This is a genomic window from Pseudomonas sp. B40(2017), assembly GCF_002112855.1.
Lineage (GTDB): Bacteria > Pseudomonadota > Gammaproteobacteria > Pseudomonadales > Pseudomonadaceae > Aquipseudomonas > Aquipseudomonas pharyngis.
Genome location: NZ_NEIT01000006.1, coordinates 454,622 through 480,876, shown reverse-complemented (window position 1 = coordinate 480,876; position 26,255 = coordinate 454,622). Strand labels below are relative to the sequence as shown.

Here is a 26,255-nt window from a genome sequence, read left to right as displayed (position 1 = left end):
ACCGTCGAAGTTCACAATCCACCTTCGACTTCAGCGACCAACCGTTCACCACAGCCCCCCGCTTCGCCTCTAACTCCCCCGGTCGTACGCCGCCCCCCTTCTCAACCTGCACCGGACAGGACTCCGGCATTTGCAGACCCGGACACAATCTCTCCCGCACCAGCCGTGACCTTCGACGAAATCCATTCCTCCCCGAGGGCAACACCGGTACGTCCTTCGTTTGATACCTATCGCATCCGTTTCGGGTCGCAACTGCCAGAGGCCGATGCGCAAGGCTTCAGAAACTTCAAGGGGCGGCTGTTCGTCGATGCGTACGATGGCAGCGTCCTGCAGGTTGGCCTGGACCCTGACAGCCGACTTTACCGGGCAAGGCTGAGCAGTGAATTGAATCCCTCGGGCCCTGTTCTCGTTCAGGATCCCCAAAACAAGCGATGGCATCCGGTGGATGATTTCGAGGCTGAACCCATTGCGTTGACTTCCAGTCGACTGGAAGCGTTCAGGACGCCTCTGAATTTCGTCGGTGTCGCGCCGGACAGTGACGGTCTGCACAGCTTCGAAGGTAAGCGCTACGTGATCATCGACAGCCAGGCCTATCAAGTAATGCAGGACGTCGATGCATCCTCTCCCGCACACAAGGTCTGGCGGGTGGTCAGGCCGAAAGATCCTGTCGCCACTGACAGCGAAAACATCTACCGCGCCAGTCGGGGCGGTGAAACGCTTGCCATTGCTCGCACGTCCGACGGTTTTTGGGGTTTCAGTCTCGACGGACTAAAGGGTGGCATGCGTCGCAACGCGCAAGCTCAGGACAGCAAAGCCTATCTGCTTCAACGGCATGAATTCATCAGGAACGCCTTCGATGCCCTGGCCGCATCCAACAGGCGCTATGGCGAACTCTGGGCCAGCGCCGAACACCTGCCTGAGGGAAGTGACGCCGAGAAAGCCGCGCTGATCGAACTCGAAGTGCATTTGATCAAACACACAAGAATGCAGGCCGATCACGTCAAATCACTGATCGATAACAAGGACTGGTTGCTACTGCTCAAGGCTGGCGGGCTCTACAAAACCGAGCTTCATGCTCAGCAGATCAACAGAATCGACTACCTCAACAAATTGATTGCTGTCATGGATCGCAGGGTTCTGCCAACCCTGGATGTGATTACCGTCGAGTCGCTGAAGCGCAACCTTGTCCATCTCAACAAAAAGCTGAAGATCATGGACGATCGCCAGGCTGTGATGGATCAGATTCTAAAAGCTGATCGTAGCGCCCAAGGGGAGCTGGATGACATGAATCGCGGAATCCCCACTGTTGACCAGATCAACACCAGTAAATACAACATTTTCCTGCGCCTGATTTCCGACGATCCACAAAACCCGTCAAATCATGGCATGCGCACTGCCATGTCGATGCACTTGCTCAAACATGACCTGAACGAAGTTTCCGGATATCCCGAACCTCTCGCGCTGCAACTGGCGATCGAGAGCATCAAAAGCGACAGGGCCGGATTGTTGGCATTGATCACTTCGACACCCCCTACAAAGGCAGAGTACGTCAATCAGGCACTGTCACTGATGGATACCTTCGAATCGAAAATCGAAACCCGGCTGAATGAAATCTATGATCGGGTTGGCAGCAACAACGAACTGCCTGGCGACGATCATGATATCGACTTCGACTTCCTCCCGGCGCAACCTTCAGGAGCCGCCGAAATCGCAGCGCCGCGAAAGTTGTTCCGAACCCGTCAACATGGCACCTACCGGGTACTGGTGGGCGTTCAGGACACCGCTGCGGACGGCAGAGTCACGCTCAATGTTCCCGACATCTTCAAACCGAACGATCCACCTCAACGGTACGAGAAGAGAGAGGGTGAATGGCGGCCAGTGCGCCCCGCCCCGGCACCGGTTCCCAAACCTCAGCTGATGAACGAAGCCACAGCACGCCTTGGCAACGTGGAGGCGCATCTTGCCCAGGCAAGGATGATGGAAAACCGAAGGGACAACCCGACCACCATTGTCGAATACCTGGGGGCCGAGGTGGATCGACTCACAGATCTGGCGAAACGCCTCGAGACCCTCGATCAAATGGCAGTAGACGCTGAAACCACAGGTTTGATCGGGCGTCTGAAAGCTGCCGGCGACTCAATGGACGCCGAAGGCCAGGACATTCTGATACGGATGTATAAAAACAAGGATGTGCTGGACGTCCCGCGCCTGAGCTTCCTGCTCGATCACGCCCAGCTCAAGGTGGTCAAAACGGTGGCGCGCAGGCAACTGGGCAAGGGCAAAGACAGGTCATTTCTCGACGTCTATTCGATCATGGACCGCTCGGACAACACACCATTGTGGGAGGCCCACTTTCATTACGACAGGCAAGACCGCGCTGCGCTGGATTACACCGTCAAGGGTGCACATCTGAAAACGCTGGAGCAGCGCCTGCTCGGCAGCTCGTTTCAACAGCGCGAAGAACAGGCTGGGCGGCCCCACCAACGGATCTGGCGAGAACTCATCAGCCCAAGGGTTGCCCAGAAACTGTTTGATCATCTGGCGTGATCAATTGCATTACTCGTCGTCGTCGAAGTTGTAACTGCCCGGCGCGAGGTTTTCGAAACGCGTGTACTTGCCGATGAAGGCCAGGCGGATGAAGCCGATCGGGCCGTTCCGCTGCTTGCCGATGATGATTTCGGCAATGCCCTTGTGTTCGGTTTCCGGGTGATACACCTCGTCCCGGTACACGAACATGATCACGTCGGCGTCTTGCTCGATCGCTCCGGATTCCCGCAAGTCGGAGTTCACCGGGCGCTTGTTGGGACGTTGTTCCAGGGAGCGGTTAAGCTGCGACAGAGCAACTACCGGGCAGTTGAATTCCTTGGCCAGGGCTTTCAAGGATCGGGAGATCTCGGAAATCTCGTTGGTCCGGTTGTCGCCGCTGGAACCCGGGATCTGCATCAGCTGCAGGTAGTCGATCATGATCAGGCCGATGTCGCCGTGCTCGCGCACCAGACGCCGGGTCCGGGCACGCATCTCCGACGGGCTGATGCCGGCGGTGTCATCGATGAACAGCTTGCGGTCGTTGAGCAGGTTGACCGCCGAGGTCAGGCGCGGCCAGTCGTCGTCTTCCAGCTGGCCGGAACGCACCTTGGTCTGGTCGATACGACCGAGGGACGACAGCATACGCATGATCAGCGATTCGCCTGGCATCTCGAGGGAGTACACCAGCACGACCTTGTCGCTGCGCAACACGGCGTTTTCCACCAGGTTCATCGCGAAAGTCGTCTTACCCATCGAAGGACGGCCGGCGACGATGATCAAGTCGGCCGGTTGCAGTCCGCTGGTTTTCTCGTCGAGGTCGGTGTAGCCGGTGGACAGGCCGGTGATCGAGTCGGCGGTGTTGAACAGGGTATCGATGCGGTCGATGGCCTTGGTCAACAGGTCATTCACCCCCACCGGGCCGCCGGTTTTCGGCCGGGCTTCGGCAATCGCGAAGATCTGCCGCTCGGCTTCGTCGAGGATTTCCTCGGCGGTGCGACCTTCAGGGTTGAAGGCGCTGTCGGCAATTTCCGTGCTGATACCGATCAACTGACGCAACGTCGCACGCTGGCGGACGATCTGCGCATAGGCCTTGATGTTGGCGACGGACGGCGTGTTTTTCGCCAGTTCGCCCAGGTAACCGAGGCCGCCGACTTGCGAGGTCTGTCCTTCCTTGTCCAGTTGCTCGGCAAGGGTCACGACGTCGATCGGCAAGTTCTGATCGGCCAGTTTGGCGATCGCACGGAAAATCAGACGGTGGTCATGTCGGTAGAAATCGCCGTCGGAGACTTGATCGAGCACGCGTTCCCAGGCGTTGTTGTCCAGCATCAGACCACCGAGTACGGCCTGTTCGGCCTCGATGGAATGCGGCGGCACCTTCAGCGCAGCGGTTTGCAGATCGTATTGCTCGGGAGCGGAGATTTCGTTCATGGCCACTTTTTAATCAGGAAAAGCAGGGAGTGCAGAAAGACAAAGGGCACGACCTGTAAACAGGATCGTGCCCGATGTTAACCGTCTGACGGACAGGCCGCCAGTCGATCAGGGTGTTGCTTAAGCTGCTACCACGACAACGCGCACGGTGGCTTCAACTTCGGCGTGCAGGTGCACAGCCACGTCGAATTCACCCACGTTGCGGATGGTGCCGTTCGGCAGACGAACTTCGCTTTTCGCCACTTCAACGCCGGAGGCGGTCAGTGCGTCAGCGATGTCGTGAGTACCGATCGAACCGAACAGCTTGCCTTCGTCGCCAGCGGTGGCAGTGATGGTCACTTCCAGCTCGGCCAGTTGGGCAGCACGGCTTTCAGCCGATGCTTTACGGTCTGCGGCGGCTTTTTCCAGCTCAGCGCGACGCTCTTCGAACGCAGCCAGGTTGGCAGCGGTCGCAGCGGTGGCTTTGCCGAAAGGCAGCAGGTAGTTACGGCCGTAACCGGCCTTAACGTTTACTTTGTCGCCCAGGTTGCCCAGGTTGGCGATTTTTTCCAGAAGGATCAGTTGCATGTGGAAATCCTCTTAACTTTTAACCTTCACCGTTCGCGTTATCGGTGTCTTTCGACACCCGACCGCGAAAATCAATCAGGCTGTCGACAATGGCCAGAACCACGAGCAACGGATAGATCAGCTGCATGAACAGCAACAGCGTCACGTACAACCCCACCAGCCAGAAACCGGCCAGTCGCCTTTGCGCCACCAGCCCGTGAATCAGGGCCAGCCCGGCGAACACCAACGGCACACTGCACAACGGCGTCAACATGGCCATCTGTGCACCGAGATTCGGGCCCAGAAGCATCAACGCCAGCAGCAACATCGCCGGTCCCAGCGGGATCCGGATGGCGCGAAACTCGCGACCAAAACCACCCGGGTTGTACAACAACGCCTGCCAATAACGCCCGACAATCAGGCTCAGCACGCTGACGATCTGCAACAAGGCCGCAATCAGGCCGGTCAGGACCGGTGCGATCAGCGACGCGAAACGCGCCTGCTCGTCTACCGACAATTGTTGGTAGGCATCACCGAGAAGCGCGGGCATGACCTTTACCAAGGCCTGCGCCAGCATCTCGATCTGGGGCGCGAACGCCGCCCCGAGCACCACTGAAAACACCAGCCCCATGGCTACGCTGACCAGCAGCGTACGGACCCAGGACTCGCTTGCGCGCAACACCAGCGCAAGCCCCGAAGACCCCAGCAGCACCAGAAGTGCCCGTGGGTCATCGGCATACAACCACCAGATCAATGCTGGCAGCAGTCCCAGCGACACGACGCCCAGGGCGTCGGCCAATCCGCGCCGCAGAAGCACCAGGCTCCCGGCGGCAGCACCCAACCAATACAACAACGGCAATGTTGCACACCCGGCCACTACGAGAGTGGCCTGCATACGGCCGCGCATGATGAACTCAGCTAAGGCACGCATGCATTCAATCCTTTGCTACTTGTCGACTGCCCGGTCTCAGCGGCCGTGGCTGTCGGTGTAGGCCAGCAGGGCCAGGAAGCGGGCGCGCTTGATAGCGGTGGCCAGCTGACGCTGATAACGAGCTTTGGTACCGGTGATGCGGCTTGGAACGATTTTGCCGGTCTCGGATACGTAGGCTTTCAGAGTGTTGAGATCTTTGTAGTCGATCTCCTTCACGTCTTCAGCGGTGAAGCGGCAGAATTTACGACGACGGAAGAAACGTGCCATTTGATAGGCTCCTTAAAAGGTCCGTGGATTACTCGTCAGCGTTATCGCTGTTGTCGCTGTCGCTATCGCTGTCATCGCCATCGGCGCTGCCATCGTGCTCAGGACGTTCGCGACGCTCACGGCGCTCACTGCGGTTTTCTTCAGCCTTGAGCATCTCGGACTGGCCGGTAACGGCTTCGTCGCGACGGATGACCAGGTTACGGATCACAGCATCGTTGTAGCGGAAGTTGTCTTCCAGCTCGGCCAGGGCCTTGCCGGTGCACTCAACGTTCAGCATCACGTAGTGAGCCTTGTGAACATTGTTGATTGCGTAGGCCAGTTGACGACGGCCCCAGTCTTCCAGACGGTGGATTTTGCCGCCGTCTTCTTCGATCAGCTTGGTGTAACGCTCAACCATGCCGCCGACTTGCTCGCTCTGGTCAGGGTGGACCAGAAAGATGATTTCGTAATGACGCATGAATGCTCCTTACGGGTTGTAGCCTGCCGCTCAAAAACGGTCAGACAAGGAGTGAATGACACTTATGGACTTGCTGGCGCGGGGCACATGCATGCCTGCCGCCACAGCAAGGGGCGCAATTGTAGAGAAGGGACTGAAGAGGTGCAAGGCAATTGGTGATTATTTGAACAGTCACACTTTCTGCCACACCAGAAAACACTGTGGGAGCGAGCCTGCTCGCGATGGCGGCTTAACATCCAACAATGATGCTGAATGTAACTCCGCTTCGCGAGCAGGCTCGCTCCCACATTTATGACGCCGTGAGGCTTAAGCCTTTTTGGCAGCCGCCTTGGCCTTGGCACCGCGCTGACGCTGGGCTTCGAACAGGCACACGCCGGTCGCAACCGAGACATTGAGACTGCTGACGCTACCGGCCATCGGCAAGTGCACCAGGTAATCGCAATGCTCGCGGGTCAGGCGGCGCATGCCTTTGCCTTCGGCACCCATGATCAGGATGGTTGGGCCGGTCAGGTCCTGGTCATAGATGCTGACTTCGGCCTCACCCGCCGTACCAACAATCCATAACCCACGCTGCTGGAGTTTTTCCAGGGTGCGCGCAAGGTTGGTGACAGCTACCAGCGGGATCACTTCCGCCGCGCCGCAAGCCACTTTACGTACGACAGGCGTCAGGGTGGCCGACTTGTCTTTCGGCACGATGACCGCCAGCGCACCGGCAGCGTCCGCCGAACGCAGGCAGGCGCCGAGGTTGTGCGGGTCGGTCACGCCGTCGAGCACCAGCAACAGCGGCGCGCCTTCGGTGCGATCGAGCAGCTCGTCGAGCATCGCCTCGCCCCAGACCTGGCTCGGACTGACGTCCGCCACCACGCCCTGGTGCACGCCTTCAACCCAGGCGTCCATTTCGCGGCGCTCGGCCTGACCGATCTGGACCCGGTTTTCGTTGGCCAACTCGATCAGCGTTTGCACGCGCGGATCGTTGCGACTCTCGGCCAGCCAGATCTGCTTGACGCGTTTAGGGTGGTGACGCAGCAACGCTTCTACCGCGTGAACGCCGTAGATTTTTTCCAACTGACTCATGACTTCGCCTTCGGTTTACGCGCCCCGCCACTTTTGGCTGGAGCGGAACCCGCTTTCGGCGGGCCTTTACGGTGTTTGCTCGGTTTGGCTGGCTTGCCGCCGGAAGCCTTGTCAGGCGCCGACCGTCCGGCCTTTCCCCCGGACGCCGCTTTACCACCGTTTTTGGCATCGGCCAGCAAGGCCTTCTTCAATTCACGGCTTTTGCGCAGCTCGGCGTTTTTCGCCACGGCATCGCTCGGACGATAGGCCTCGACAGCCTTCTCCTTGGCCGGACGACGGCTGGCGGTTTTTGCCGGAGCCTTTTCTTCCACAACCTTGGCTGCAGGAGTGGTCGTCTCGGCGCCACGCTTCTTGCGGCCGATCGGCGCGCTGATGGTTTTTTCAGCCATCTCGAAGTCGATCTTGCGCTCGTCGAGATCGACGCGCATGACGCGCACTTCAACGGTATCGCCAAGACGGAAGCTGCGACCGGTACGCTCGCCCGCCAGGCGGTGGTGCACAGGGTCGAAGTGGTAGTAGTCACCCGGCAACGCCGTAACGTGCACCAGACCTTCGACGTAAATATCGGTCAGTTCGACGAACAGCCCGAAACCGGTCACGGCAGTGATCACGCCCGGGAACGATTCGCCCACGCGGTCTTTCATGAACTCGCACTTGAGCCAGTTCACCACGTCGCGGGTCGCTTCGTCGGCACGGCGCTCGCTCATCGAGCACTGCTCGCCGAGTTGCTCCAGCGCTGCTTCGTCGTACGGATAGATGCGCGCCTTCGGAATGGTCATCGCACCGGCACGGCGAACGTGCGGAGTGTCCTGTTTCGAATGGATCACGCTACGGATCGCCCGATGCGTGAGCAGGTCCGGGTAACGACGGATCGGCGAGGTGAAGTGGGTATAGGCTTCGTAATTCAGACCGAAGTGGCCTTCGTTCTGGGCGCTGTACACCGCCTGGCTCAGGGAGCGCAGCATCACGGTCTGGATCAGGTGGAAATCCGGACGGTCCTTGATGCTGGCCAACAGTGCCTGATAGTCCTTCGGCGACGGGCCATCCTTGCCTTTGTGCAGGGACAGACCGAGCTCACCCAAGAACGCGCGCAGTTTTTCCAGACGCTCCGGTGGCGGGCCGTCGTGGACGCGGTACAACGCAGGGATTTCGTGCTTTTTCAGGAATTCGGCAGTGGCCACGTTGGCCGCCAGCATGCATTCCTCGATCAGCTTGTGCGCGTCGTTACGGGTGGTCGGACGGATTTCGGCAATCTTGCGCTCGGAACCGAAGATGATCCGGGTTTCCTGCGTTTCGAAATCGATCGCGCCACGTACATGACGGGCAGCCAGCAATACCTTGTACAGCGCGTAGAGTTGCTTGAGGTGCGGCAAGACGTCGGTGTATTCACCGCGCAGCTTGCGCCCTTCTGTCGCTTTCGGCGTTTCCAGCATCGCGCTGACCTTGTTATAGGTCAGACGGGCGTGGGAATGGATCACTGCTTCATAGAAGCAGTAGTCGGTCATTTCGCCGGACTTGGAGATGGTCATCTCGCAAACCATGGCCAGACGATCGACATGCGGATTCAGCGAGCACAGACCGTTGGAGAGCTGCTCCGGAAGCATTGGCACCACGCGCTCGGGGAAGTACACCGAGTTGCCGCGCACCTGGGCTTCGTTGTCCAGAGCCGAACCAATCTTCACATAGCTGGAAACGTCGGCAATCGCCACGTACAACTTCCAGCCGCCGGAGAACAGGCGCAGTTTGCCCGGCTTGGCTTCGCAGTAGACCGCGTCGTCGAAGTCGCGGGCATCTTCGCCGTCGATGGTGACGAACGGCAGATGGCGCAGGTCGACGCGCTTCTCTTTGTCTTTTTCTTCGACTTCCGGCTTGAGCTTGCCGGCTTCCTTCAGAACGGCTTCAGGCCAGACGTGCGGAATATCGTAGGTGCGCAGGGCGACATCGATTTCCATGCCCGGCGCCATGTAGTTGCCGACCACTTCGATCACATCACCTTGCGGCTGGAAGCGCGGAGTCGGCCAGTGAGTGATTTTCACCTCGACGAACTGACCGATCTGGGCGTTGGCGTTACGGCCCGGCGTCACCAGCACTTCCTGCTGGATCTTCGGGTTGTCCGCGACGACGAAGCCGATACCGCCTTCTTCGAAGTAGCGGCCGACGATGCTTTCGTGGGCACGGGACACCACTTCGACGATCACGCCTTCGCGACGACCGCGACGGTCCAGGCCGGAGACACGGGCCAGGGCACGGTCGCCGTCGAACACCAGACGCATTTGCGCCGGGCTCATGAACAGGTCGTCGGAGCCATCATCCGGCACCAGGAAGCCGAAGCCGTCGCGGTGACCGCTGATGCGACCGAGGATCAGGTCGAGCTTGTCGACCGGTGCATACGTGCCGCGGCGGGTATAGATCAGTTGAGCATCGCGCTCCATGGCGCGCAGGCGGCGGCGCAGGGCTTCGATCTGGTCTTCTGTGGTCAGACCAAACTCTTCGACCAGTTGCTCGCGGGCAGCAGGCGAACCTCGATCAGCAAGGTGCTGAAGGATCAGTTCGCGGCTGGGAATAGGGTTTTCATATTTTTCCGCTTCACGAGCGGCCTCGGGATCGAGGGACTGCCAATCGGCCATTAGAGAGTTTTCACCTTGTCTATATGCGGGTTAGTTTGGCATAGGCGCCATCAAACGGGAAATTTCAGACTATAAAGGCCTTTCTAAAGCCCTCTATCGACGTTCGAAAGCCGTTTTGAACACCGCTGGTAAAAAAAATCATTTTTTTTGCCGGCAGGGGTTTACAGTTAAAAACTCGCTCCGTATAGTGCGCGCCATCGACGACGTACACACGTTGACGAGATGCCCAGGTGGTGAAATTGGTAGACACGCCAGCTTCAGGTGCTGGTGACCTTACGGTCGTGGAAGTTCGAGTCTTCTCCTGGGCACCAATTTCGAGTTTGAGACTAGATCAGTTTCAAGACTCACACAAAAACCCGCGAAAGCGGGTTTTTTGCATTCTGCGCTCCGCTTTTTCTGAAATTGATTTATTAAAATCAAATCAGGGGTTTACAGATCAAAAGGCGCTCCGTATAGTGCGCCACATCAACAGCGGCGACGCTGAAGATGAAGCCCAGATGGTGAAATTGGTAGACACGCCAGCTTCAGGTGCTGGTGACCTTACGGTCGTGGAAGTTCGAGTCTTCTTCTGGGCACCAATTCAAATTCAAGGTCACGATCTTGAATCTCACAAAAACCCGCGAAAGCGGGTTTTTGCGTTTCCGGGGTTTGGAAAACCTGAATCCCAACGCCTATCAGACCCACCCCTCCCCTGCAAGGCGCACTTGAGAAACAATATCGTTTATCATTGTTGCAAGTTTTTGCAATGCGACAGCGAGGAACCCTGCGAATGATGTTTCGAAATACCCTGCGCCGCGGCTTGACCTTCACCCTGCTCGGCCTGGCACTCGCCACTCCCCTCACCCAGGCTGCCGACACGGTTTCCCTGACTCTCTACAACGGTCAACACAAGGAAGTCGGCGACGCCATCGCCAAAGCCTTCGAAGCCAAGACCGGCATTCACGTCAATGTGCGCAAGGGCAGCAGCAATCAGCTGGCCAGTCAGATCATCGAAGAAGGCGACCGCTCGCCCGCCGACGTCATTTACACCGAGGAATCCCCACCGCTGAACAATCTCGGCGAACAAGGCCTGCTGGCCAAGGCTGATGATGCGACCCTGGCCGTTCTGCCGAAAAAATACGTCGCCGGCAACGGCACCTGGATCGGCGTCACCGCCCGGGTTCGCGTGGTGGCCTTCAACCCGAAACTAATCGACGAAAAAGATCTGCCCAAATCGGTGCTGGATTTCGCCGATCCGCAGTGGCAAGGCAAGGTCGGCTTCGTCCCGACCAGCGGCGCGTTCCAGGAACAGGCCGTGGCCATCATCAAAAAGCACGGTCGCGAAGCCGCCGAAGAATGGCTGACCGGCCTGCGCGCCTTCGGCAAGACCTACAGCAACAACATGGTCGCCCTCAAGGCGGTGGAAAACGGCGAAGTCGCCACCGTGCTGGTGAACAACTACTACTGGTTCGCCCTGCAGCGGGAGAAAGGCCAGCTTGATTCCAAACTGCATTACTTCACCGGCGGCGATGTGGGTGGCCTGATCACCGTGTCCAGCGCAGCCGTGCTCAAGTCCAGCAAACATCCAAAAGAAGCCCAACAATTCCTCGCCTACATGGCCAGCGAAGAAGGCCAGCGCGTGATCACCCAGACCACCGCCGAATACCCGCTGCACAAAGGCATGGAATCGGATCGCGGCCTCAAGCCGTTCAGCGAACTGGAAGCACCGGACGTCACGCCGGCCGATCTGGGCAACGCCGAAGAAGCGCTGGAGCTGGAACGTGAAGTTGGCCTGAATTGATGACCGCATCGTTATCCGTCCCCGCTGCACGAGGGGGTTACGTGCCTCGGCGCAAGCGGCCGTCGATCTGGCTGGTGCTGCCGGTGTTGCTGCTGGTGGTCATGAGCCTGTTGCCGCTGGCCTACGTCGGGCTCAAAGCCTGGCAGGCGGGCTGGACCGAAGCGCTGCATTTACTGTGGCGCCCCTATGTGTTCGGCCTGCTGCGCAACACGCTGGCGCTGATGGTTGGCGTGACCGTGACTTGCGGCGTGATCGGCCTGTCGCTGGCGTGGCTGCTTGAGCGCAGCAATCTGCCGGGCCGACGGCTGTGGGGCGTGATTCTTTGCCTGCCGTTCGCGGTGCCGGCGTTTGTCAGCAGCTTCACCTGGGTGTCGCTGAGCGCACAGTTTGAAGGCCTTGGCGGGGCGATCCTGGTGATGAGCCTGTCGAAATATCCGCTGATCTTTCTGCCGGTGGCCGCCACGCTGCGCAATCTTGATCCATCCCTTGAAGAGTCGGCTCGCACCTTGGGACAGAATCGCTGGGGCGTGTTTTTCCGCGTCACCCTGCCGCTGCTCTGGCCTTCGTTGCTGGCCGGTTCGCTGCTGATTGCGCTGCACATGCTGGTGGAATTCGGCGCACTGTCGATCATCGGCCTGCAAACCTTCACCACCGCGATCTATCAGCAATTCGAACTGGAATTCAGCAATGCCAACGCGGCGATGCTGTCGGCGGTATTGCTGGCGCTGTGCCTGATGCTGTTGTGGCTGGAGTTGCGGGTGCGCGGCAAGGGACGACATGTACGTACCGGCCAAGGTGCGGCGCGTCGGGCTGAACAAGTGCGACTGGGCCCTTGGGCGATCGCCGGTCAGCTGTATTGCCTGATGCTGGCGATTGTCGGCAGCGGGATTCCGCTGGGCATGCTGGCCTACTGGCTCGCCGTGGGATCGTCAGCGGCATTCCCGGTTGCGGCGATCACTGAAGCCTTGCTCTCCTCATTGGCACTATCGCTGGGTGGCGCTGGATTGTGTCTGGTGTTGGCAGTGCCGGTCGGATTGCTGGTGGTGCGCTACAAGGGCCAACTGGCGATCTGGGCCGAACGCCTGCCCTATCTGCTGCACGCCCTGCCGGGATTGGTAATCGCGTTGACGCTGGTGTATTTCGCCCTGCATTACGTGCCGGCGCTGTACCAGACTTCCGCGCTATTGCTGATTGCGTATGCACTGCTGTTTCTGCCGCTGGCTCAGGCGCCGATCCGCACGGCGTTGAACAAGGCCGCGCCGCAACTCGAAGAAGCCGCCCGCACCCTCGGCGCCTCTTCGTTCACGGCGTTCTGCCGGGTGACTTTACCGATCATCTTCCCGGCACTGGGCGCAGCGTTTGCGCTGGTGTTTCTGGATGCCATGAAAGAACTGACGGCTACATTGCTGCTGAGTCCGACCGGGCTCAACACATTGGCGACTGAAGTCTGGGCGCATACCGCAAATGTCGAGTTCGCAGCCGCAGCGCCTTATGCGGCGTTGTTGATTGTGGTGTCGGGATTGCCCGTCTACCTGCTGACAACCCGGATGTATTTGAGCCGATAAAAAAATCGCAGCCGAAGCTGCGATTTTTTTTGCCCGCTACATCAAGCCCGGAACTGCCCCAGACTGGCCTTGAGTTGCGCCGCCAGACCATCTAGCACCTTGCCGCTGGCGGTGGTCTCGACCACCGCCTGAGCGGCCTTCTCGGCCTGGGCATGAATCGTTTCGACCCGCCCACGCACAGCCTGCGCGCCCTGCGCCTGATGCGCCGCTGCCTGAGTCGCCAGGCCAATCGCCGCATGCACCTGCTCGACCGACGCCTGCACCGACTGCTGCAGTCGCGCGCTGTCACGCAGCACCAGCAAACCTTCGCTGGCCTGACGCCCGGCCTGACCGATCGCCTCCACCGCCTCACGGGCGCCCTGCTGCAGGGCCACGATGTGCGCCTGAATGTCGCCGGTCGAGCTTTGGGTCTTGCTCGCGAGCGCCCGGACTTCATCCGCCACCACTGCAAACCCGCGACCGGTCTCGCCGGCCCGGGCCGCCTCAATGGCCGCGTTGAGCGCCAGCAGGTTGGTCTGCTCGGCGATGCCGTGAATCACGGTCAGCACCACTTCGATCTGTTCGCTCTGCTGCGCCAGCCGTTCGATGACTTTCGCCCCGGTGTCGACCTGCCCCGCCAGCGCCTCGATCAGACTGCCGACTTTGGCCGAGGTGCGAGTGTTCTCGTCGGTAGCCTGACGAATATCGACCACCTGCTTCAACGCCGCCTGCATCGCATGGCTTTCCGACTGAGCCTCATCGGCCATTTGCGACAGCGCTCGCAGGCTTTCGGCCACTTCATCACGCTGCATCCCGGCCGCTGCGTCGGCCCCGGCGTTGCGCAGGGTCATGGCGCCGATTTCCACACCGGTGCGCTGAGCCACATCCCCGGCCTCGCGCACGATCGGCTGCAACTTGTCCACAAAGCGGTTGACCGCCGAGGCCATGTCGCCGATTTCGTCCTTGCTGTTGATCTGCACGCGTTTGGTCAGATCACCCTCGCCTGCGGCCAGGTCATCCATGGCGGCGTTGAGCATTTTCAGGCGATTGACCACCCGATGACCGAGCACCACCGCCAGCAGCAACAGCACCCCGGCCCCCACCAGCGCCAGGCCCATGCCGATACGCCAGCGCAGCGTTGCAGCAGCATCCTGCACGGTACTAGTGGTGTTGGCTTTCATCTCGGCAGCTGTGGACTGCGCCGATTGCAGGCGAGCCTGCATGGCGGTGGCGCTGTCGGCAGCGGCCCCCTTGAGACTGTCACCGACCAGTTGATCGCTGCTGGCAATCAACGCCGTGAAGCGCTGATCGAGCGCCGCCAGATCGGTTTCAACCGAGGCGGTCGAGACACCCATCAGCACCTTGCCGATTTCCACGCCATTGGGGTTGATCGAGGCTTCGAGGTAGTAGACCGACGGATCGTTCTTCGCCGCATCCAACACCTTGTCCAGCGCCCGCTCGCCCTGGCCTTTTTCCAAAAGGGCCTTGTTGATCGGGTTTTCGCGGTTGAGGTAGCGGGTCAGATGCTGGCCGGTGGCGTCGTCATACACCACGAACAGCACGTTGGGATTGCGCTGGGCCCGACGGGCGAACTCGGAGAGGGTCGGCACGTCGCTGTCCCACATGGCACGGGGCGCCACCGAGGCCAGCAACTGGGCCATGTCATTGGCCGAATCCTTCAGGTCTTTTTCCAGAGTCGCACGCAGTTGCGCCTGCTCTTCCTTCAGACGCGAGGAAAGACCGGCGGTAAGACGCTGACGAGTACTTGAGGAGAGATTGTCGAGGCTCGACGTGACTTCGCGCCCGGCCTGCTCCAGCTCACCGGACAACTTCTGGCTGTCGGCGCCCAGGCGAGTGCCGAGATCGGCCTCCAGCGCGGTGACGGTGCTCCGCGTCAGGGCGACGGCCACCAGCACTTGCACCAAAAGAGCGATACCAAGGGTAACGAACACGGGCCGCAACAGACGGCTTTGTAACAGTGAGAGAACGGCTGACACTTTGAATCCCTCTACGTCTGACGCCATTAATTTGATGGCACTCTTGTAGACAGAATCACAGCAAAGGTCATGCCGTCCAACAGGCATAAACGACAAAGGCCCCGATGAAGGGGCCTTTGTGTTTTTACATCAACGACTTATCAAGCGAACGGATGACGCAGAACGATGGTTTCGTTGCGGTCCGGACCCGTCGAAATAATGTCGATCGGCGCGCCGATCAACTCTTCAACGCGTTTGATGTAGGCACGAGCGTTAGCCGGCAGCTCTTCCAGGGTCTTGGCGCCCACGGTCGATTCGCTCCAGCCTGGCACTTCTTCGTACACAGGCTGCAGGCCCACGTAGCTGTCAGCGTCAGTCGGAGCAACGGCATTGCCTTGCGCGTCTTTGTAGCCGGTGCAGATGTTGATGGTTTCCAGGCCGTCGAGTACGTCCAGCTTGGTCAGGCAGATGCCCGAGATGCTGTTCACATCAATAGCACGACGCAGGATAACGGCGTCGAACCAGCCGCAACGACGGGCACGGCCGGTGGTAGCGCCGAATTCGTGACCTTGCTTGGCCAGGTGCGCACCGACTTCGTCGAACAGCTCAGTCGGGAATGGGCCCGAACCTACGCGAGTGGTGTAAGCCTTGGTGATGCCCAGGATGTAGTCCAGGAACATCGGACCAACGCCCGAACCGGTCGCCACGCCACCCGCGGTGGTGTTGGAGCTGGTCACGTACGGATAGGTGCCGTGGTCGATGTCGAGCAACGAACCCTGGGCGCCTTCGAACATGATGTCTTTGCCGGCGCGACGCAGGTCGTGCAGCTCGGCAGTCACGTCCAGCATCAGCGGCTTGAGCAGCTCGGCGTATTCCTTGCACTCGGCCAGAGTCTTTTCGTACTCGATGGCAGGCTCTTTGTAGTAACCGACCAGCATGAAGTTGTGGTAGTCCACCAGCTCACGCAGCTTGTCTTCAAAGCGCGGCATGTTGAGCAGGTCGCCAACACGCAGACCGCGACGAGCAACCTTGTCTTCGTAAGCCGGGCCGATGCCGCGACCGGTCGTACCGATCTTCAGCTCGCCGCGGGCCTTTTCACGGGCCTGGTCCAGCGCCACGTGGAAGGACAGGATCAGCGGACAGGAAGGGCTTATGCGCAAGCGCTCGCGCACCGGTACGCCCTTCTCTTCCAGCTTGGTGATCTCGCGCAGCAGGGCGTCAGGTGCAACCACCACGCCGTTGCCGATCAGGCACTGCACGCCTTCGCGCAGCACGCCCGAAGGGATCAGGTGCAAGACGGTTTTTTCACCGTCGATCACCAGAGTGTGACCGGCGTTGTGGCCACCCTGGTAGCGCACTACGGCGGCAGCATGTTCGGTCAGCAGATCAACGATCTTGCCTTTGCCCTCATCACCCCATTGGGTGCCCAGGACTACGACATTCTTACCCATAACACTTGTCCTCATTCGCGCAAACTTGGTGCCGGCGTCAGCCGGCAGGAAAACTCAAGAAGTCAGTGGCGATACTTGCCAAAGCCCGTTCTGCTGGATCAATTGCCGGTCGCAGTCCGCATCACGGGCGGCGGCCAAAGGTTGTCCAGGCAACGCCTGAACGACACGCTGACCCTCACTGCGCAACTGGCAAACCTGCTGCCAGAGTGCCGCATCCGTACTGTCAGGCATCCAGATACCGCCAGACGGTAGCTCGATCTCAGCACGCCCCAGGGTCACCAGGGTTTTTAAATCGGTGGAGAAGCCCGTGGCCGGACGGGCGCGACCGAAGTCGGCGCCGATGTCGTCGTAGCGACCGCCCTGGGCGATGGACTGGCCAACACCCGGCACGAATACCGCAAACACCACACCGGTGTGGTAGTGATAACCGCGCAGTTCGCCCAGATCGAAGTACAGCGGCAGCTCCGGGAAGCGCACCGACAGACGCTCGGCGATCGCCAGCAAATCTTCCAGCGCCGCCAGTACCGGCGCCGGCGCATTGGCCAGACGCTCGCGGGCAGCGCTCAGCACTTCACGGCCGCCGCACAGGTCGACCAGCGCGCGCAACATGCCGGACAGATCGGCCGGCAGGCCTTCGGTCAAGGTAATGACCTCGTCGATGGCCTTGCGTTGCAATGCATCGAACAACTGCTGCTCGACTTCACCCGACAGACCGGCCGCCTGGGCCAGACCGCGGTAGATGCCGACATGCCCGAGGTCCATGTGCACGTCCGGCACGTCGGCCAGTTGCAGCATGGCCAGCATCAGGCTGATGACTTCAACGTCGCTGCTCGGGCTGGCATCGCCGTACAACTCGGCGCCCAGTTGGATCGGGCTGCGCGAGGACGACAAGGCACGCGGCTGGGCATGCAGCACGCTGCCGGCGTAGCACAGACGGCTCGGGCCTTCGCGCCGCAGGGTGTGCGCATCGATGCGCGCCACTTGCGGCGTGATGTCGGCACGGAAACCCATCTGCCGGCCCGATTGCGGGTCGATGACCTTGAAGGTACGCAGATCCAGGTCCTGGCCCGCGCCGGTCAGCAGGGATTCCAGGTACTCGATATGGGGAGTCACGACAAACTCGTAACCCCAGCTCTGGAACAGATCCAACACCTGACGACGCGCGACTTCAATGCGCGCCGCTTCCGGTGGCAGTACTTCTTCGATGCCATCTGGCAGCAGCCAGCGGTCTACCGTTGCCATTACGCCATTCCCCTTAGATCCGGGCGGCCAGCCCGAGGGCGAGCCTTGAGTGAAGCAGAAAATGACCGGCCCGTTCAAAACGCACGCGCATGAACGACGCGGCGAAAGGCCTGTTACCGGCTTCGCCCATCACTTTCCTCGAAAAACTGTCGGGCCATTCAACCCGATCTTCTGCAGCAAAAACAGCAATCAAACGTGCAGACGCAAAAAAGCCGGGAATTTCCCGGCTGCCGCATCATACACACGTTTTCCCAAAGGATCACCCCGCCCGAGGTATTAGCCGCCGGGCGGAATGATTCAGGTCAACGTCGTATCAAGGCTTGGACTTTTCCAGATAACGGAAGAAGTCACTGCTTGGGTCGAGGACCAGGACGTCGGATTTGTTCGCGAAGCTTTCACGGTAGGCACGCAGGCTACGGTAGAAACCGTAGAATTCCTGATCCTGGCCGTAGGCCTTGGAGTAGATCGCAGCGGCCTGGGCATCACCGTCACCGCGAATCTCTTCGGATTCACGATAGGCTTCAGCCAGCAGCACACGGCGTTGACGATCGGCGTCGGCACGGATGCCTTCGGCCAGCTCGTTACCCTTGGCGCGGTGCTCGCGAGCTTCACGCTCACGCTCGGTGCTCATACGTTCGAACACGCTGCGGTTCACTTCTTTCGGCAGATCGATGGCCTTGACCCGGACATCGACCACTTCGATACCCAGCTCTTTTTCAGCCATCTTGTTCAGCGACGCGGTGATGTCAGCCATCAGCGCATCGCGCTCACCGGACACGACTTCGTGCAGGGTGCGCTTGCCGAACTGGTCACGCAGGCCCGATTCCAGACGACGGGACAGACGCTCGTCAGCGATCTGCTTGAGGCCGGACGTTGCGGTGTAGAAGCGCTCGGCATCTTTCACGCGCCACTTGGCATAGGCATCGACCATCACGGCTTTCTTTTCCAGCGTCAGGAAGCGCTGTGTCGGTGCATCCAGCGTCATCAGACGTGCGTCGAATTTACGCACCTGGTTAACGTAAGGCACTTTCACATGCAGACCTGGCTGAACATCAGCCTGAACCACGCGACCGAACTGCAGCAACACCGCACGCTCGGTCTGAGCGACGATGTAGAAGCAGTTCCAGCCAACCAGTACCACGACAACGCCAACGATCAGGGCGATCAGCGATTTATTGCTCATCAGCGGGTCTCCCTTGTACGCGACTGCGGCACGTCAGTGACATGCGGCGTGACGTCCGTGTTGTTGCTGGCGGCAGCCGAACCGGTGACCGGTGCATTGCTGCCCGAACTGTTCTGAATCATCTTGTCCAGCGGCAGGTAAAGCAGATTGCTCTGGCCGTTCTTGTTGCCGGTCACGAGCACCTTGCTGGTGCTGCTGAAGACTTCCTGCATGGTGTCCAGGTACAGACGCTGGCGAGTGACCTCGGGCGCCTTGCGATACTCGGCAACCAGTTTGGTGAAACGATCTGCCTCACCCTTGGCGCGCGAGACCGTTTCGTCACGGTAACCGTTGGCATCTTCAAGGATACGCTGGGCCTGACCACGGGCTTCCGGCACCACGCCGTTGGCGTAGGTTTCAGCCTGGTTGCGCGAACGCTGCTCGTCTTCACGGGCGCGGATCACGTCATCGAAGGCTTCCTGCACTTCACGCGGTGCCGCTGCGCTTTGTACGTTGACCTGGGTAACGGTGATACCGGTGCGATAGGTATCGAGGAAACGTTGCAGACGCTCCTTGATCTCGCTGGCCATCAGCTCACGACCTTCGGTCAGCACCTGGTCCATCGCGGTGGAACCCACCACATGGCGCAGCGCACTGTCGGTCGCATGTTGCAGGCTGATTTCCGGCTGGTCGACGTTCAGCACGAAGTCCTGCAGGTTGCTGATCTTGTACTGCACGGTCAGCGGCACTTCGACGATGTTCTCGTCTTCGGTCAGCATCTGGCCCTGCTTGGTGTAGGCACGCTCACGCGTGACGTTCTCCATGTACTTCTTGTCGATCGGCGGGAAGTAGATGTTCAGGCCGGGACCGACAGTCTCGTAGTACTTGCCGAAGCGCAGCACCACGGCCTGCTCCTGCTCGTCCACAACGTACACCGCGCTGTACAGCCAGACGGCCGCCAGCACGACAAGGCCGATGCCGAGCAGGCCGCCGAAGCCGCCGCTCTTGCCCGAGCCACCACCGTCATCACCGCGTTTCTTTCCACCACCGAACAACCCGTTCAGGCTTTCCTGCAGCTTTCGGAAGGCCTCGTCGAGATCCGGCGGTCCCTTGCGGTCGCCGTTGTTGCGACGCTTGCCACCCCAAGGATCCTGATTGTTCGAGTTGCCACCCGGCTCATTCCAAGCCATAGCGCTCTCCATCTGATAAAGCAAAGACGCACCCACGGCGCGCCGACCAATGCTACAGAATGCCTGCCGTTGCGGCACAACCGCTTTGCCAGGCTTTTATTGCAAAGTGTGTTGCTCGATGAACTCCGTCGGCACAACGCCTTCACGACTGACCAGTCGATTGAGCTCCGAGCGTGGCAATCGAACGGCCAGCAAGCTGACCCCTTCTTCGTCGTGTTCTTCTTTCTGTACCGCGCCCAGTTCGAAGAACTGTGCACGCAGACGCGCGAACCGCTGAGGCAGGCGCAAGGTTCCCACGAACAGGTCACTGCCCAACAACTCGGCAATCGCCTGCTCGAGCAATTCCAGACCGGTGCCATCACGCGCCGACAGCCAGACCCGCTGGGGCTTGCCGTTTTCATCGCGCTGGATTTGTGGCTCAACGCCTTCAAGCAAATCGAGTTTGTTATAGACCTCGAGGATCGGCAAGTCCTGGGCACCGATCTCGCCCAGCACCACCATCACCTGCTCGATCTGCAACATGCGATCCGGTTCGGCCGCATCGATCACGTGCAACAGCAGGTCGGAGTTGCTCGACTCTTCGAGCGTAGACCGAAATGCCTCGACCAGTTTGTGCGGCAAGTGGCGGATGAAGCCCACGGTGTCGGCCAGGACAATCGGCCCCAGGTCGTCCAGATCCAGACGGCGCAGGGTCGGATCGAGCGTGGCGAACAGCTGGTCAGCAGCGTACACGTCGGACTTGGTCACGTTATTGAACAGCGTGGATTTACCGGCGTTGGTATATCCCACCAAAGATACGGTAGGGATATCCGCACGCGAGCGGCCGCGACGCGACTGTTCGCGCTGGCTGCGCACTTTCTCCAGCCGGCCCTTGATCTGGCGCAGGCGAACCCGCAGCAGTCGCCGGTCGGTTTCGAGCTGGGTTTCACCCGGGCCGCGCATGCCGATACCGCCACCCTGACGCTCAAGGTGAGTCCAGCCGCGAACCAGCCGGGTGCTCATGTGGTCAAGCTGGGCCAGTTCGACCTGGAGCTTGCCCTCATGGGTACGGGCGCGCTGGGCGAAAATATCGAGAATCAGACCGGTACGGTCGATCACGCGACACTCGAAAACACGTTCGAGGTTACGTTCCTGACTGGGCGTAAGGGTGTGATTGAAGATAACCAGATCGGCTTCTTCGGCGTGGACCAGGTCGCGCAGTTCCTCGACCTTGCCGCTGCCAATCAGGTATTTGGCGGTTGGCCGATGACGCGGCACGTTAAAAAACGCAACGGTCTCGGCGCCAGCCGAATTTGCCAGTTCCTGAAACTCCTGCGGATCTTCGCGCGCCTCAGGGTCCTGTCCATCCAAGTGAACGAGGATGACCCGTTCACCACCACCGTGGCGCTCAAAGAACAAAGGAGACTCCTATCAGGCGTTACCTGGCTCAGCGTCACCTGCTTCGGATTCGGTTGCGCTTGGCAGACGAATTGGACGAACCGGCACGACTGTAGAGATAGCGTGTTTGTAAACCATCTGGCTGACGGTGTTCTTCAGCAGGATAACGAACTGGTCGAACGACTCGATCGTGCCTTGCAGTTTGATCCCGTTCACCAGGTAGATGGAAACCCCCACTTTCTCTTTACGTAAAGTATTCAAGTAAGGGTCTTGTAGCGAATGCCCTTTTGACATGTGCCGCACTCCTTTAAGGATTCAATATAAAAAATAGGTAAACAGATGGCTTTTGCCGCCACACCCCCAAGGATAGACGGCAATTGCAAGGACTCAGCTCAATATGGAGATCGTCCCAAGGTATTTCAAGGCGCGTGGCAGATTGTCGCAATCCAGACTGTCGAGCCAGTGTAAATCTTTCCAGCTGCGCAGCCAGGTGAACTGGCGTTTGGCCAATTGGCGCGTGGCGATGATGCCCCGTTCCTGCATCTCGGCCGACGTCAGCTTGCCATCCAGGTAGTCCCAGACCTGGCGGTAGCCTACCGCACGTATAGACGGCAACCCGGCATGCAGGTCACTTCTATTACGCAGGGCTACGACCTCGTCGATGAATCCCTGTTCCAGCATATTTGTGAATCTTTGTTTAATGCGCTCGTGCAATACCTGCCGATTAGTTGGAGCAATCGCCAGGTTCGCGACAGTATAGGGCAATTGTTGCAGTCCCGATGCGGACGCTTCAGCACTTTGCGCAGATTGTTGCAGGCGCAGCGCAGTCATGCTCTGACCGCTGACCCGGTAAACTTCCAGTGCACGACTCAGTCGTTGTGGATCGTTCGGATGGATGCGTGCTGCAGACTCCGGATCGATGACCGCCAGTTGATCGTGCAGGGCCTGCCAGCCAAGGCGTGCAGCCTCTTCTTCGATCTGCGCGCGAACCTCGGGATCGGCCGCCGGCATGTCCGCCAGACCTTCGATCAAAGCCTTGTAATAGAGCATCGTGCCGCCCACCAGCAGCGGAATTTTTCCGCGTGCGGTGATCTCGGCCATGGCCTCCAGCGCATCGCGACGGAAATCCGCTGCCGAATAAGCTTCGGCCGGATCGAGAATGTCGATCAGTCGATGAGGGAATTCGGCCAGCAGTTCTTTGGAAGGCTTGGCGGTGCCGATGTCCATGCCGCGATAGACCAGCGCCGAATCGACACTGATCAGCTCGCACGGCAGTACCTTGGTCAGCTCGATGGCCAGATCGGTCTTACCCGCAGCGGTCGGGCCCATCAGGAAAATCGCTGGAGGAAGCTGGCTCATCAACGACCGCGCAGGAACAGTTTGTCCAGATCGTCCAGGCCCAGTTGGGTCCAGGTCGGTCGGCCATGGTTGCACTGACCGCTGCGCTCGGTATTTTCCATGTCGCGCAGCAGGCCGTTCATTTCCGGCAAGGCCAGGCGGCGGTTGGCGCGGATCGCGCCGTGGCAGGCCATGGTGCCGAGCAGTTCGTTCAAATGTGCCTGGATCCGGTCGCTGGTACCGTATTCCATCAAGTCCGACAGGACATCACCGACCAGTCGGTTGGCTTCGGCCTGTTTGAGCAGGGCCGGAATCTGCCGGATCGCAAGGGTTTCCGGGCCAAGGCGCTGCAATTCAAAACCAAGGCGCTGGAACCACGCCGCATGCTCTTCAGCGCAGTCGGCCTCGCGCTGACTGACCGCCAGCGATTCCGGCACCAGCAGCGGCTGACCGCTCAGGCCTTCGCTGGCCATGGCGATCTTCAGGCGCTCATACATGATCCGCTCGTGAGCGGCGTGCATGTCCACCAAAACCAGGCCTTGGGCGTTCTCGGACAGAATATAAATGCCCTTGAGCTGAGCCAGCGCGTAGCCAAGCGGCGGAATGTCTTCCTGACCGGCTGGCAATGCATTGGCATTGGCCTCGGGCAGCGGCGCAAAAAACTCGCGGTACGCGGCCTGGGCCTCGGCTACCGGCACGGTCGATTGCGGACGTGGCGTGTATTGATACTGATAAGCGCCGCCAGCGCTGGCACCCGACGAGGTATTGAACGCCGGTTGCGCCTGCGGTTGCTCCAGCAACGCATTGGCCGCCAGACGCATTTCGCCCTGCGGCCCGAATTCACCAGCTTCAAGGCCGGTCGGCCGGACGATCGCGGTGGTGACCGAACCGGCAAGCTGATCTTCCGGCCGCACATCGCCGAGGGCACGGTGCAAGGTGCCATACAGGAAGTCATGCACCATGCGCCCGTCGCGGAAGCGCACTTCGTGCTTGGTCGGGTGCACGTTGACGTCGACCGCTGCCGGGTCGACCTCGAAAAACAGCGCGAACGTCGGGTGCCGGCCGTTGAACAGCACATCGCGATAAGCCTGGCGCACCGCGTGGGCCACCAGTTTGTCGCGCACCGCACGGCCGTTGACGAAGAAATACTGCAAGTCCGCCTGACTGCGGTTGAAGGTCGGCAGACCGACCCAGCCCCACAAATGCAGGCCATTGCGTTCGATCTCGATCGGCAACGCCTGCTCGAGGAAACCCGAACCGCAGATCGCCGCCACACGCCGGGCGCGGGCCGCATCATCGTGGGCTTCGTGCAGGCTGAGGATGGTCTTGCCGTTGTGGCGCAAATGGAAAGCCACGTCGAAACGCGCCAGCGCCAGACGCTTGATCACTTCCTGCAGGTGATCGAATTCGGTTTTTTCGGTCTTGAGGAATTTGCGCCGTGCCGGTGTATTGAAGAACAGGTCACGGACTTCCACCGAAGTGCCGACCGGGTGCGCCGCCGGCTGCACGCGGGGCGCCATGTCGCGGCCTTCGGTCTCGACCTGCCAGGCCTGATCGGCGTCGCGGGTGCGCGAGGTCAGGGTCAGACGCGCCACGGAGCTGATCGAAGCCAAAGCCTCGCCCCGGAAACCCAGGCTCATCACCTGTTCGAGGTCTTCCAGGTTACGGATCTTGCTGGTGGCGTGACGGGCCAGGGCCAGCGGCAGGTCATCGGCGGAAATACCGCTGCCGTCGTCGCGCACTCGCAGCAGTTTGACACCGCCCTGCTCGACATCGACGTCGATACGCTTGGCGCCGGAGTCGAGGCTGTTTTCCAGCAGCTCCTTGATCACCGAGGCCGGGCGTTCGACCACCTCACCGGCGGCGATCTGGTTCGCCAGCCGCGGGCTGAGCAGTTCAATGCGGGCAGCGTTCAGGACCTGATTCATTCTTTGGACGCCAGTTCGGTGCCGGGAATGGTCAGGTGCTGGCCGACTTTCAGATCATCGCTTTTCAGATTGTTGGCGCTACGCAGTGTGGCCGGCGAAATCTGATAACGCACGGCAATCATCGCCACAGTCTCACCCGGACCTACCCGGTGATCACGCGGCCCTTGAGCGATCTTGCCCGAATCACGCAGCCAGGCGATGTAAGTGCCCGGTGGCGGATTCTGCTGGAAGAACTGACGCACGCCGCTGCTGATCGAACGCGCCAGCGCCTGCTGGTGGCTCGCTGCCGAGAGTTTGTTCGCTTCGTTGGCGTTGGAGATGAAGCCGGTTTCCACCAGGATCGACGGGATGTCCGGCGATTTCAGCACCATGAACCCGGCCTGTTCCACGCGCTGCTTGTGCAGCGGGGTGACCCGGCCAATATTGGTCAGAACCTTCTGGCCGACGTTGAGGCTGGATGTCAGCGAGGCGGTCATCGACAGGTCGAGCAGAACGCCGGCCAGCATGCGGTCCTTGTCGTCGAGGCTGACGTTGCCGGCACCGCCGATCAGGTCGGAACGGTTTTCACTGTCGGCCAGCCAACGGGCAGTTTCCGAGGTGGCGCCACGATCGGACAGGGCGAACACAGACGCACCAAACGCGGCCGCAGAAGGCGCGGCGTCGGCGTGGATCGAGACGAACAGGTCGGCGCCCTTCTTGCGGGCAATCTCGGTACGGCCGCGCAGCGGGATGAAGTAGTCGCCGGTACGGGTCAGTTCGGCGCGGAAGCCTTTCATGCCGTTGACCTGACGCTGCAACTCGCGGGCGATCTGCAGTACCACGTCTTTTTCGCGCTGGCCGCGAGAACCCGATGCGCCCGGGTCTTCACCGCCGTGACCGGCGTCGATGACCACGATGATGTCGCGCTTTCCGGCCGGGGCCGGTGGCAGTTTGATCGCAGGTTCAGCCGGCGTGACAGGCACCGCCGGTACGGTAGCGACCGACGGCGTCGGCGCAGGCGGTGGCGCCGCGTCTGCCGGGTTGTCGAACAGATCGACCACCAGACGGTTGCCATACTGGGCGTTCGGCGCCAGCGAGAAGCTTTTCGGGGTGACCGCCTTTTTCAGGTCAATAACCACCCGCAGATCGGTCGGCGTGCGCTGGGCCGAACGCATCGCAGTGATCGGCGTGTTGGCGGTCTGCACATTCAGCGGCGCGCCGAGGGTGGCGCCGTTGATGTCGATCACCAGACGATCCGGCGCGGTCAGCGTGAAGACGCTGTGCTGCACCGGGCCTGTCAGGTCGAACACCAGTCGCGTGTTGTCCGGCGCCCGCCACAGGCGCACGCTGTTGACCTTCGTCTCGGCCACAGCGTTGACGGTTACTGCCATCAACATCAGTCCAACGGCAGCCACCAACGCGCGAAAGCGCA

The 26,255-nt window shown here is 60.3% G+C and carries 20 protein-coding genes and 2 tRNA genes; 5 read left to right on the top strand and 17 right to left on the bottom strand.

Features of this window, described 5'->3' with window-relative positions; translation table 11 throughout:
* The first annotated feature begins 165 nt into the window (after nucleotides 1-165).
* Entirely contained in the window at nucleotides 166-2,547 is a 2,382-nt protein-coding gene (locus CAF76_RS19225; RefSeq protein ID WP_143491822.1) for a hypothetical protein, read from the top strand.
* A gap of 9 nt (nucleotides 2,548-2,556) precedes the next feature.
* Here CAF76_RS19225 and dnaB read toward each other — a convergent pair whose 3' ends face one another.
* The 7 genes from dnaB to rnr form a co-directional block, all read right to left on the bottom strand.
* A complete protein-coding gene (dnaB, locus tag CAF76_RS19220) occupies nucleotides 2,557-3,954 on the bottom strand; it encodes a replicative DNA helicase (protein WP_011332193.1) in 1,398 nt (465 codons plus the stop codon).
* A 120-nt stretch (nucleotides 3,955-4,074) separates the two neighbouring features.
* Nucleotides 4,075-4,521, bottom strand: a complete 447-nt coding sequence (gene rplI / locus CAF76_RS19215) for a 50S ribosomal protein L9 (RefSeq protein ID WP_003186385.1) — start codon at nucleotides 4,519-4,521, stop codon at nucleotides 4,075-4,077.
* 19 nt (nucleotides 4,522-4,540) lie between these two features.
* Nucleotides 4,541-5,431 carry a hypothetical protein gene (locus tag CAF76_RS19210; RefSeq protein ID WP_085611056.1) on the bottom strand — a complete coding sequence of 297 codons (891 nt, stop codon included), beginning with the start codon at nucleotides 5,429-5,431 and terminating at the stop codon, nucleotides 4,541-4,543.
* A 36-nt stretch (nucleotides 5,432-5,467) separates the two neighbouring features.
* On the bottom strand, nucleotides 5,468-5,698 hold the full coding sequence (gene rpsR / locus CAF76_RS19205) for a 30S ribosomal protein S18 (protein WP_002551829.1): 231 nt from the start codon (nucleotides 5,696-5,698) through the stop codon (nucleotides 5,468-5,470).
* 28 nt (nucleotides 5,699-5,726) lie between these two features.
* Nucleotides 5,727-6,155, bottom strand: coding sequence for a 30S ribosomal protein S6 (rpsF, locus tag CAF76_RS19200; RefSeq protein ID WP_007950702.1), 429 nt, complete (start codon nucleotides 6,153-6,155; stop codon nucleotides 5,727-5,729).
* Nucleotides 6,156-6,461: 306 nt separating this feature from the next.
* Nucleotides 6,462-7,229 carry a 23S rRNA (guanosine(2251)-2'-O)-methyltransferase RlmB gene (gene rlmB, locus CAF76_RS19195; RefSeq protein ID WP_007950704.1) on the bottom strand — a complete coding sequence of 256 codons (768 nt, stop codon included), beginning with the start codon at nucleotides 7,227-7,229 and terminating at the stop codon, nucleotides 6,462-6,464.
* On the bottom strand, nucleotides 7,226-9,856 hold the full coding sequence (gene rnr, locus CAF76_RS19190) for a ribonuclease R (RefSeq protein ID WP_064593109.1): 2,631 nt from the start codon (nucleotides 9,854-9,856) through the stop codon (nucleotides 7,226-7,228). The genes rlmB and rnr overlap by 4 nt, the downstream gene beginning before the upstream one ends.
* A gap of 224 nt (nucleotides 9,857-10,080) precedes the next feature.
* On the opposite strand from rnr, the gene CAF76_RS19185 reads away from it, so the two are divergent.
* From CAF76_RS19185 to CAF76_RS19170, 4 genes are all read left to right on the top strand, one after another.
* A tRNA-Leu gene (locus CAF76_RS19185) sits at nucleotides 10,081-10,167 on the top strand.
* Nucleotides 10,168-10,347: 180 nt separating this feature from the next.
* Nucleotides 10,348-10,434, top strand: a tRNA-Leu gene (locus CAF76_RS19180).
* Between the two features lie 191 nt (nucleotides 10,435-10,625).
* A complete protein-coding gene (locus CAF76_RS19175; protein WP_085648072.1) occupies nucleotides 10,626-11,636 on the top strand; it encodes an extracellular solute-binding protein in 1,011 nt (336 codons plus the stop codon).
* Nucleotides 11,636-13,201, top strand: coding sequence for an iron ABC transporter permease (locus CAF76_RS19170; protein ID WP_085648071.1), 1,566 nt, complete (start codon nucleotides 11,636-11,638; stop codon nucleotides 13,199-13,201). Before CAF76_RS19175 ends, CAF76_RS19170 begins: the two co-directional genes overlap by 1 nt.
* Nucleotides 13,202-13,242: 41 nt before the next feature.
* Here the strand turns inward: CAF76_RS19170 and CAF76_RS19165 are convergent, their stop codons facing one another.
* From CAF76_RS19165 to CAF76_RS19120, 10 genes are all read right to left on the bottom strand, one after another.
* The gene (locus CAF76_RS19165; RefSeq protein ID WP_039766777.1) at nucleotides 13,243-15,177 is read right to left on the bottom strand and encodes a methyl-accepting chemotaxis protein; all 1,935 of its coding nucleotides are present in this window, start codon (nucleotides 15,175-15,177) and stop codon (nucleotides 13,243-13,245) included.
* Between the two features lie 140 nt (nucleotides 15,178-15,317).
* The gene (locus CAF76_RS19160; RefSeq protein WP_064379102.1) at nucleotides 15,318-16,607 is read right to left on the bottom strand and encodes an adenylosuccinate synthase; all 1,290 of its coding nucleotides are present in this window, start codon (nucleotides 16,605-16,607) and stop codon (nucleotides 15,318-15,320) included.
* A 54-nt stretch (nucleotides 16,608-16,661) separates the two neighbouring features.
* On the bottom strand, nucleotides 16,662-17,849 hold the full coding sequence (locus tag CAF76_RS19155; RefSeq protein WP_085648070.1) for an ATP phosphoribosyltransferase regulatory subunit: 1,188 nt from the start codon (nucleotides 17,847-17,849) through the stop codon (nucleotides 16,662-16,664).
* A gap of 313 nt (nucleotides 17,850-18,162) precedes the next feature.
* Nucleotides 18,163-19,032 carry a protease modulator HflC gene (gene hflC / locus CAF76_RS19150; RefSeq protein WP_007950723.1) on the bottom strand — a complete coding sequence of 290 codons (870 nt, stop codon included), beginning with the start codon at nucleotides 19,030-19,032 and terminating at the stop codon, nucleotides 18,163-18,165.
* Complete coding sequence (hflK, locus tag CAF76_RS19145) at nucleotides 19,032-20,201, bottom strand: FtsH protease activity modulator HflK (RefSeq protein ID WP_039766653.1); 1,170 nt, start codon at nucleotides 20,199-20,201, stop codon at nucleotides 19,032-19,034. The genes hflC and hflK overlap by 1 nt, the downstream gene beginning before the upstream one ends.
* Before the next feature lie 96 nt (nucleotides 20,202-20,297).
* Nucleotides 20,298-21,599, bottom strand: coding sequence for a ribosome rescue GTPase HflX (gene hflX, locus CAF76_RS19140; RefSeq protein ID WP_064593103.1), 1,302 nt, complete (start codon nucleotides 21,597-21,599; stop codon nucleotides 20,298-20,300).
* Between the two features lie 12 nt (nucleotides 21,600-21,611).
* Entirely contained in the window at nucleotides 21,612-21,872 is a 261-nt protein-coding gene (gene hfq, locus CAF76_RS19135) for an RNA chaperone Hfq (RefSeq protein ID WP_007902656.1), read from the bottom strand.
* A gap of 93 nt (nucleotides 21,873-21,965) precedes the next feature.
* Nucleotides 21,966-22,937 carry a tRNA (adenosine(37)-N6)-dimethylallyltransferase MiaA gene (gene miaA / locus CAF76_RS19130; RefSeq protein WP_085648069.1) on the bottom strand — a complete coding sequence of 324 codons (972 nt, stop codon included), beginning with the start codon at nucleotides 22,935-22,937 and terminating at the stop codon, nucleotides 21,966-21,968.
* Nucleotides 22,937-24,844 carry a DNA mismatch repair endonuclease MutL gene (gene mutL, locus CAF76_RS19125; protein WP_039766643.1) on the bottom strand — a complete coding sequence of 636 codons (1,908 nt, stop codon included), beginning with the start codon at nucleotides 24,842-24,844 and terminating at the stop codon, nucleotides 22,937-22,939. The genes miaA and mutL overlap by 1 nt, the downstream gene beginning before the upstream one ends.
* A complete protein-coding gene (locus CAF76_RS19120) occupies nucleotides 24,841-26,220 on the bottom strand; it encodes an N-acetylmuramoyl-L-alanine amidase (protein WP_371857703.1) in 1,380 nt (459 codons plus the stop codon). Before CAF76_RS19120 ends, mutL begins: the two co-directional genes overlap by 4 nt.
* Nucleotides 26,221-26,255 lie beyond the last annotated feature (35 nt).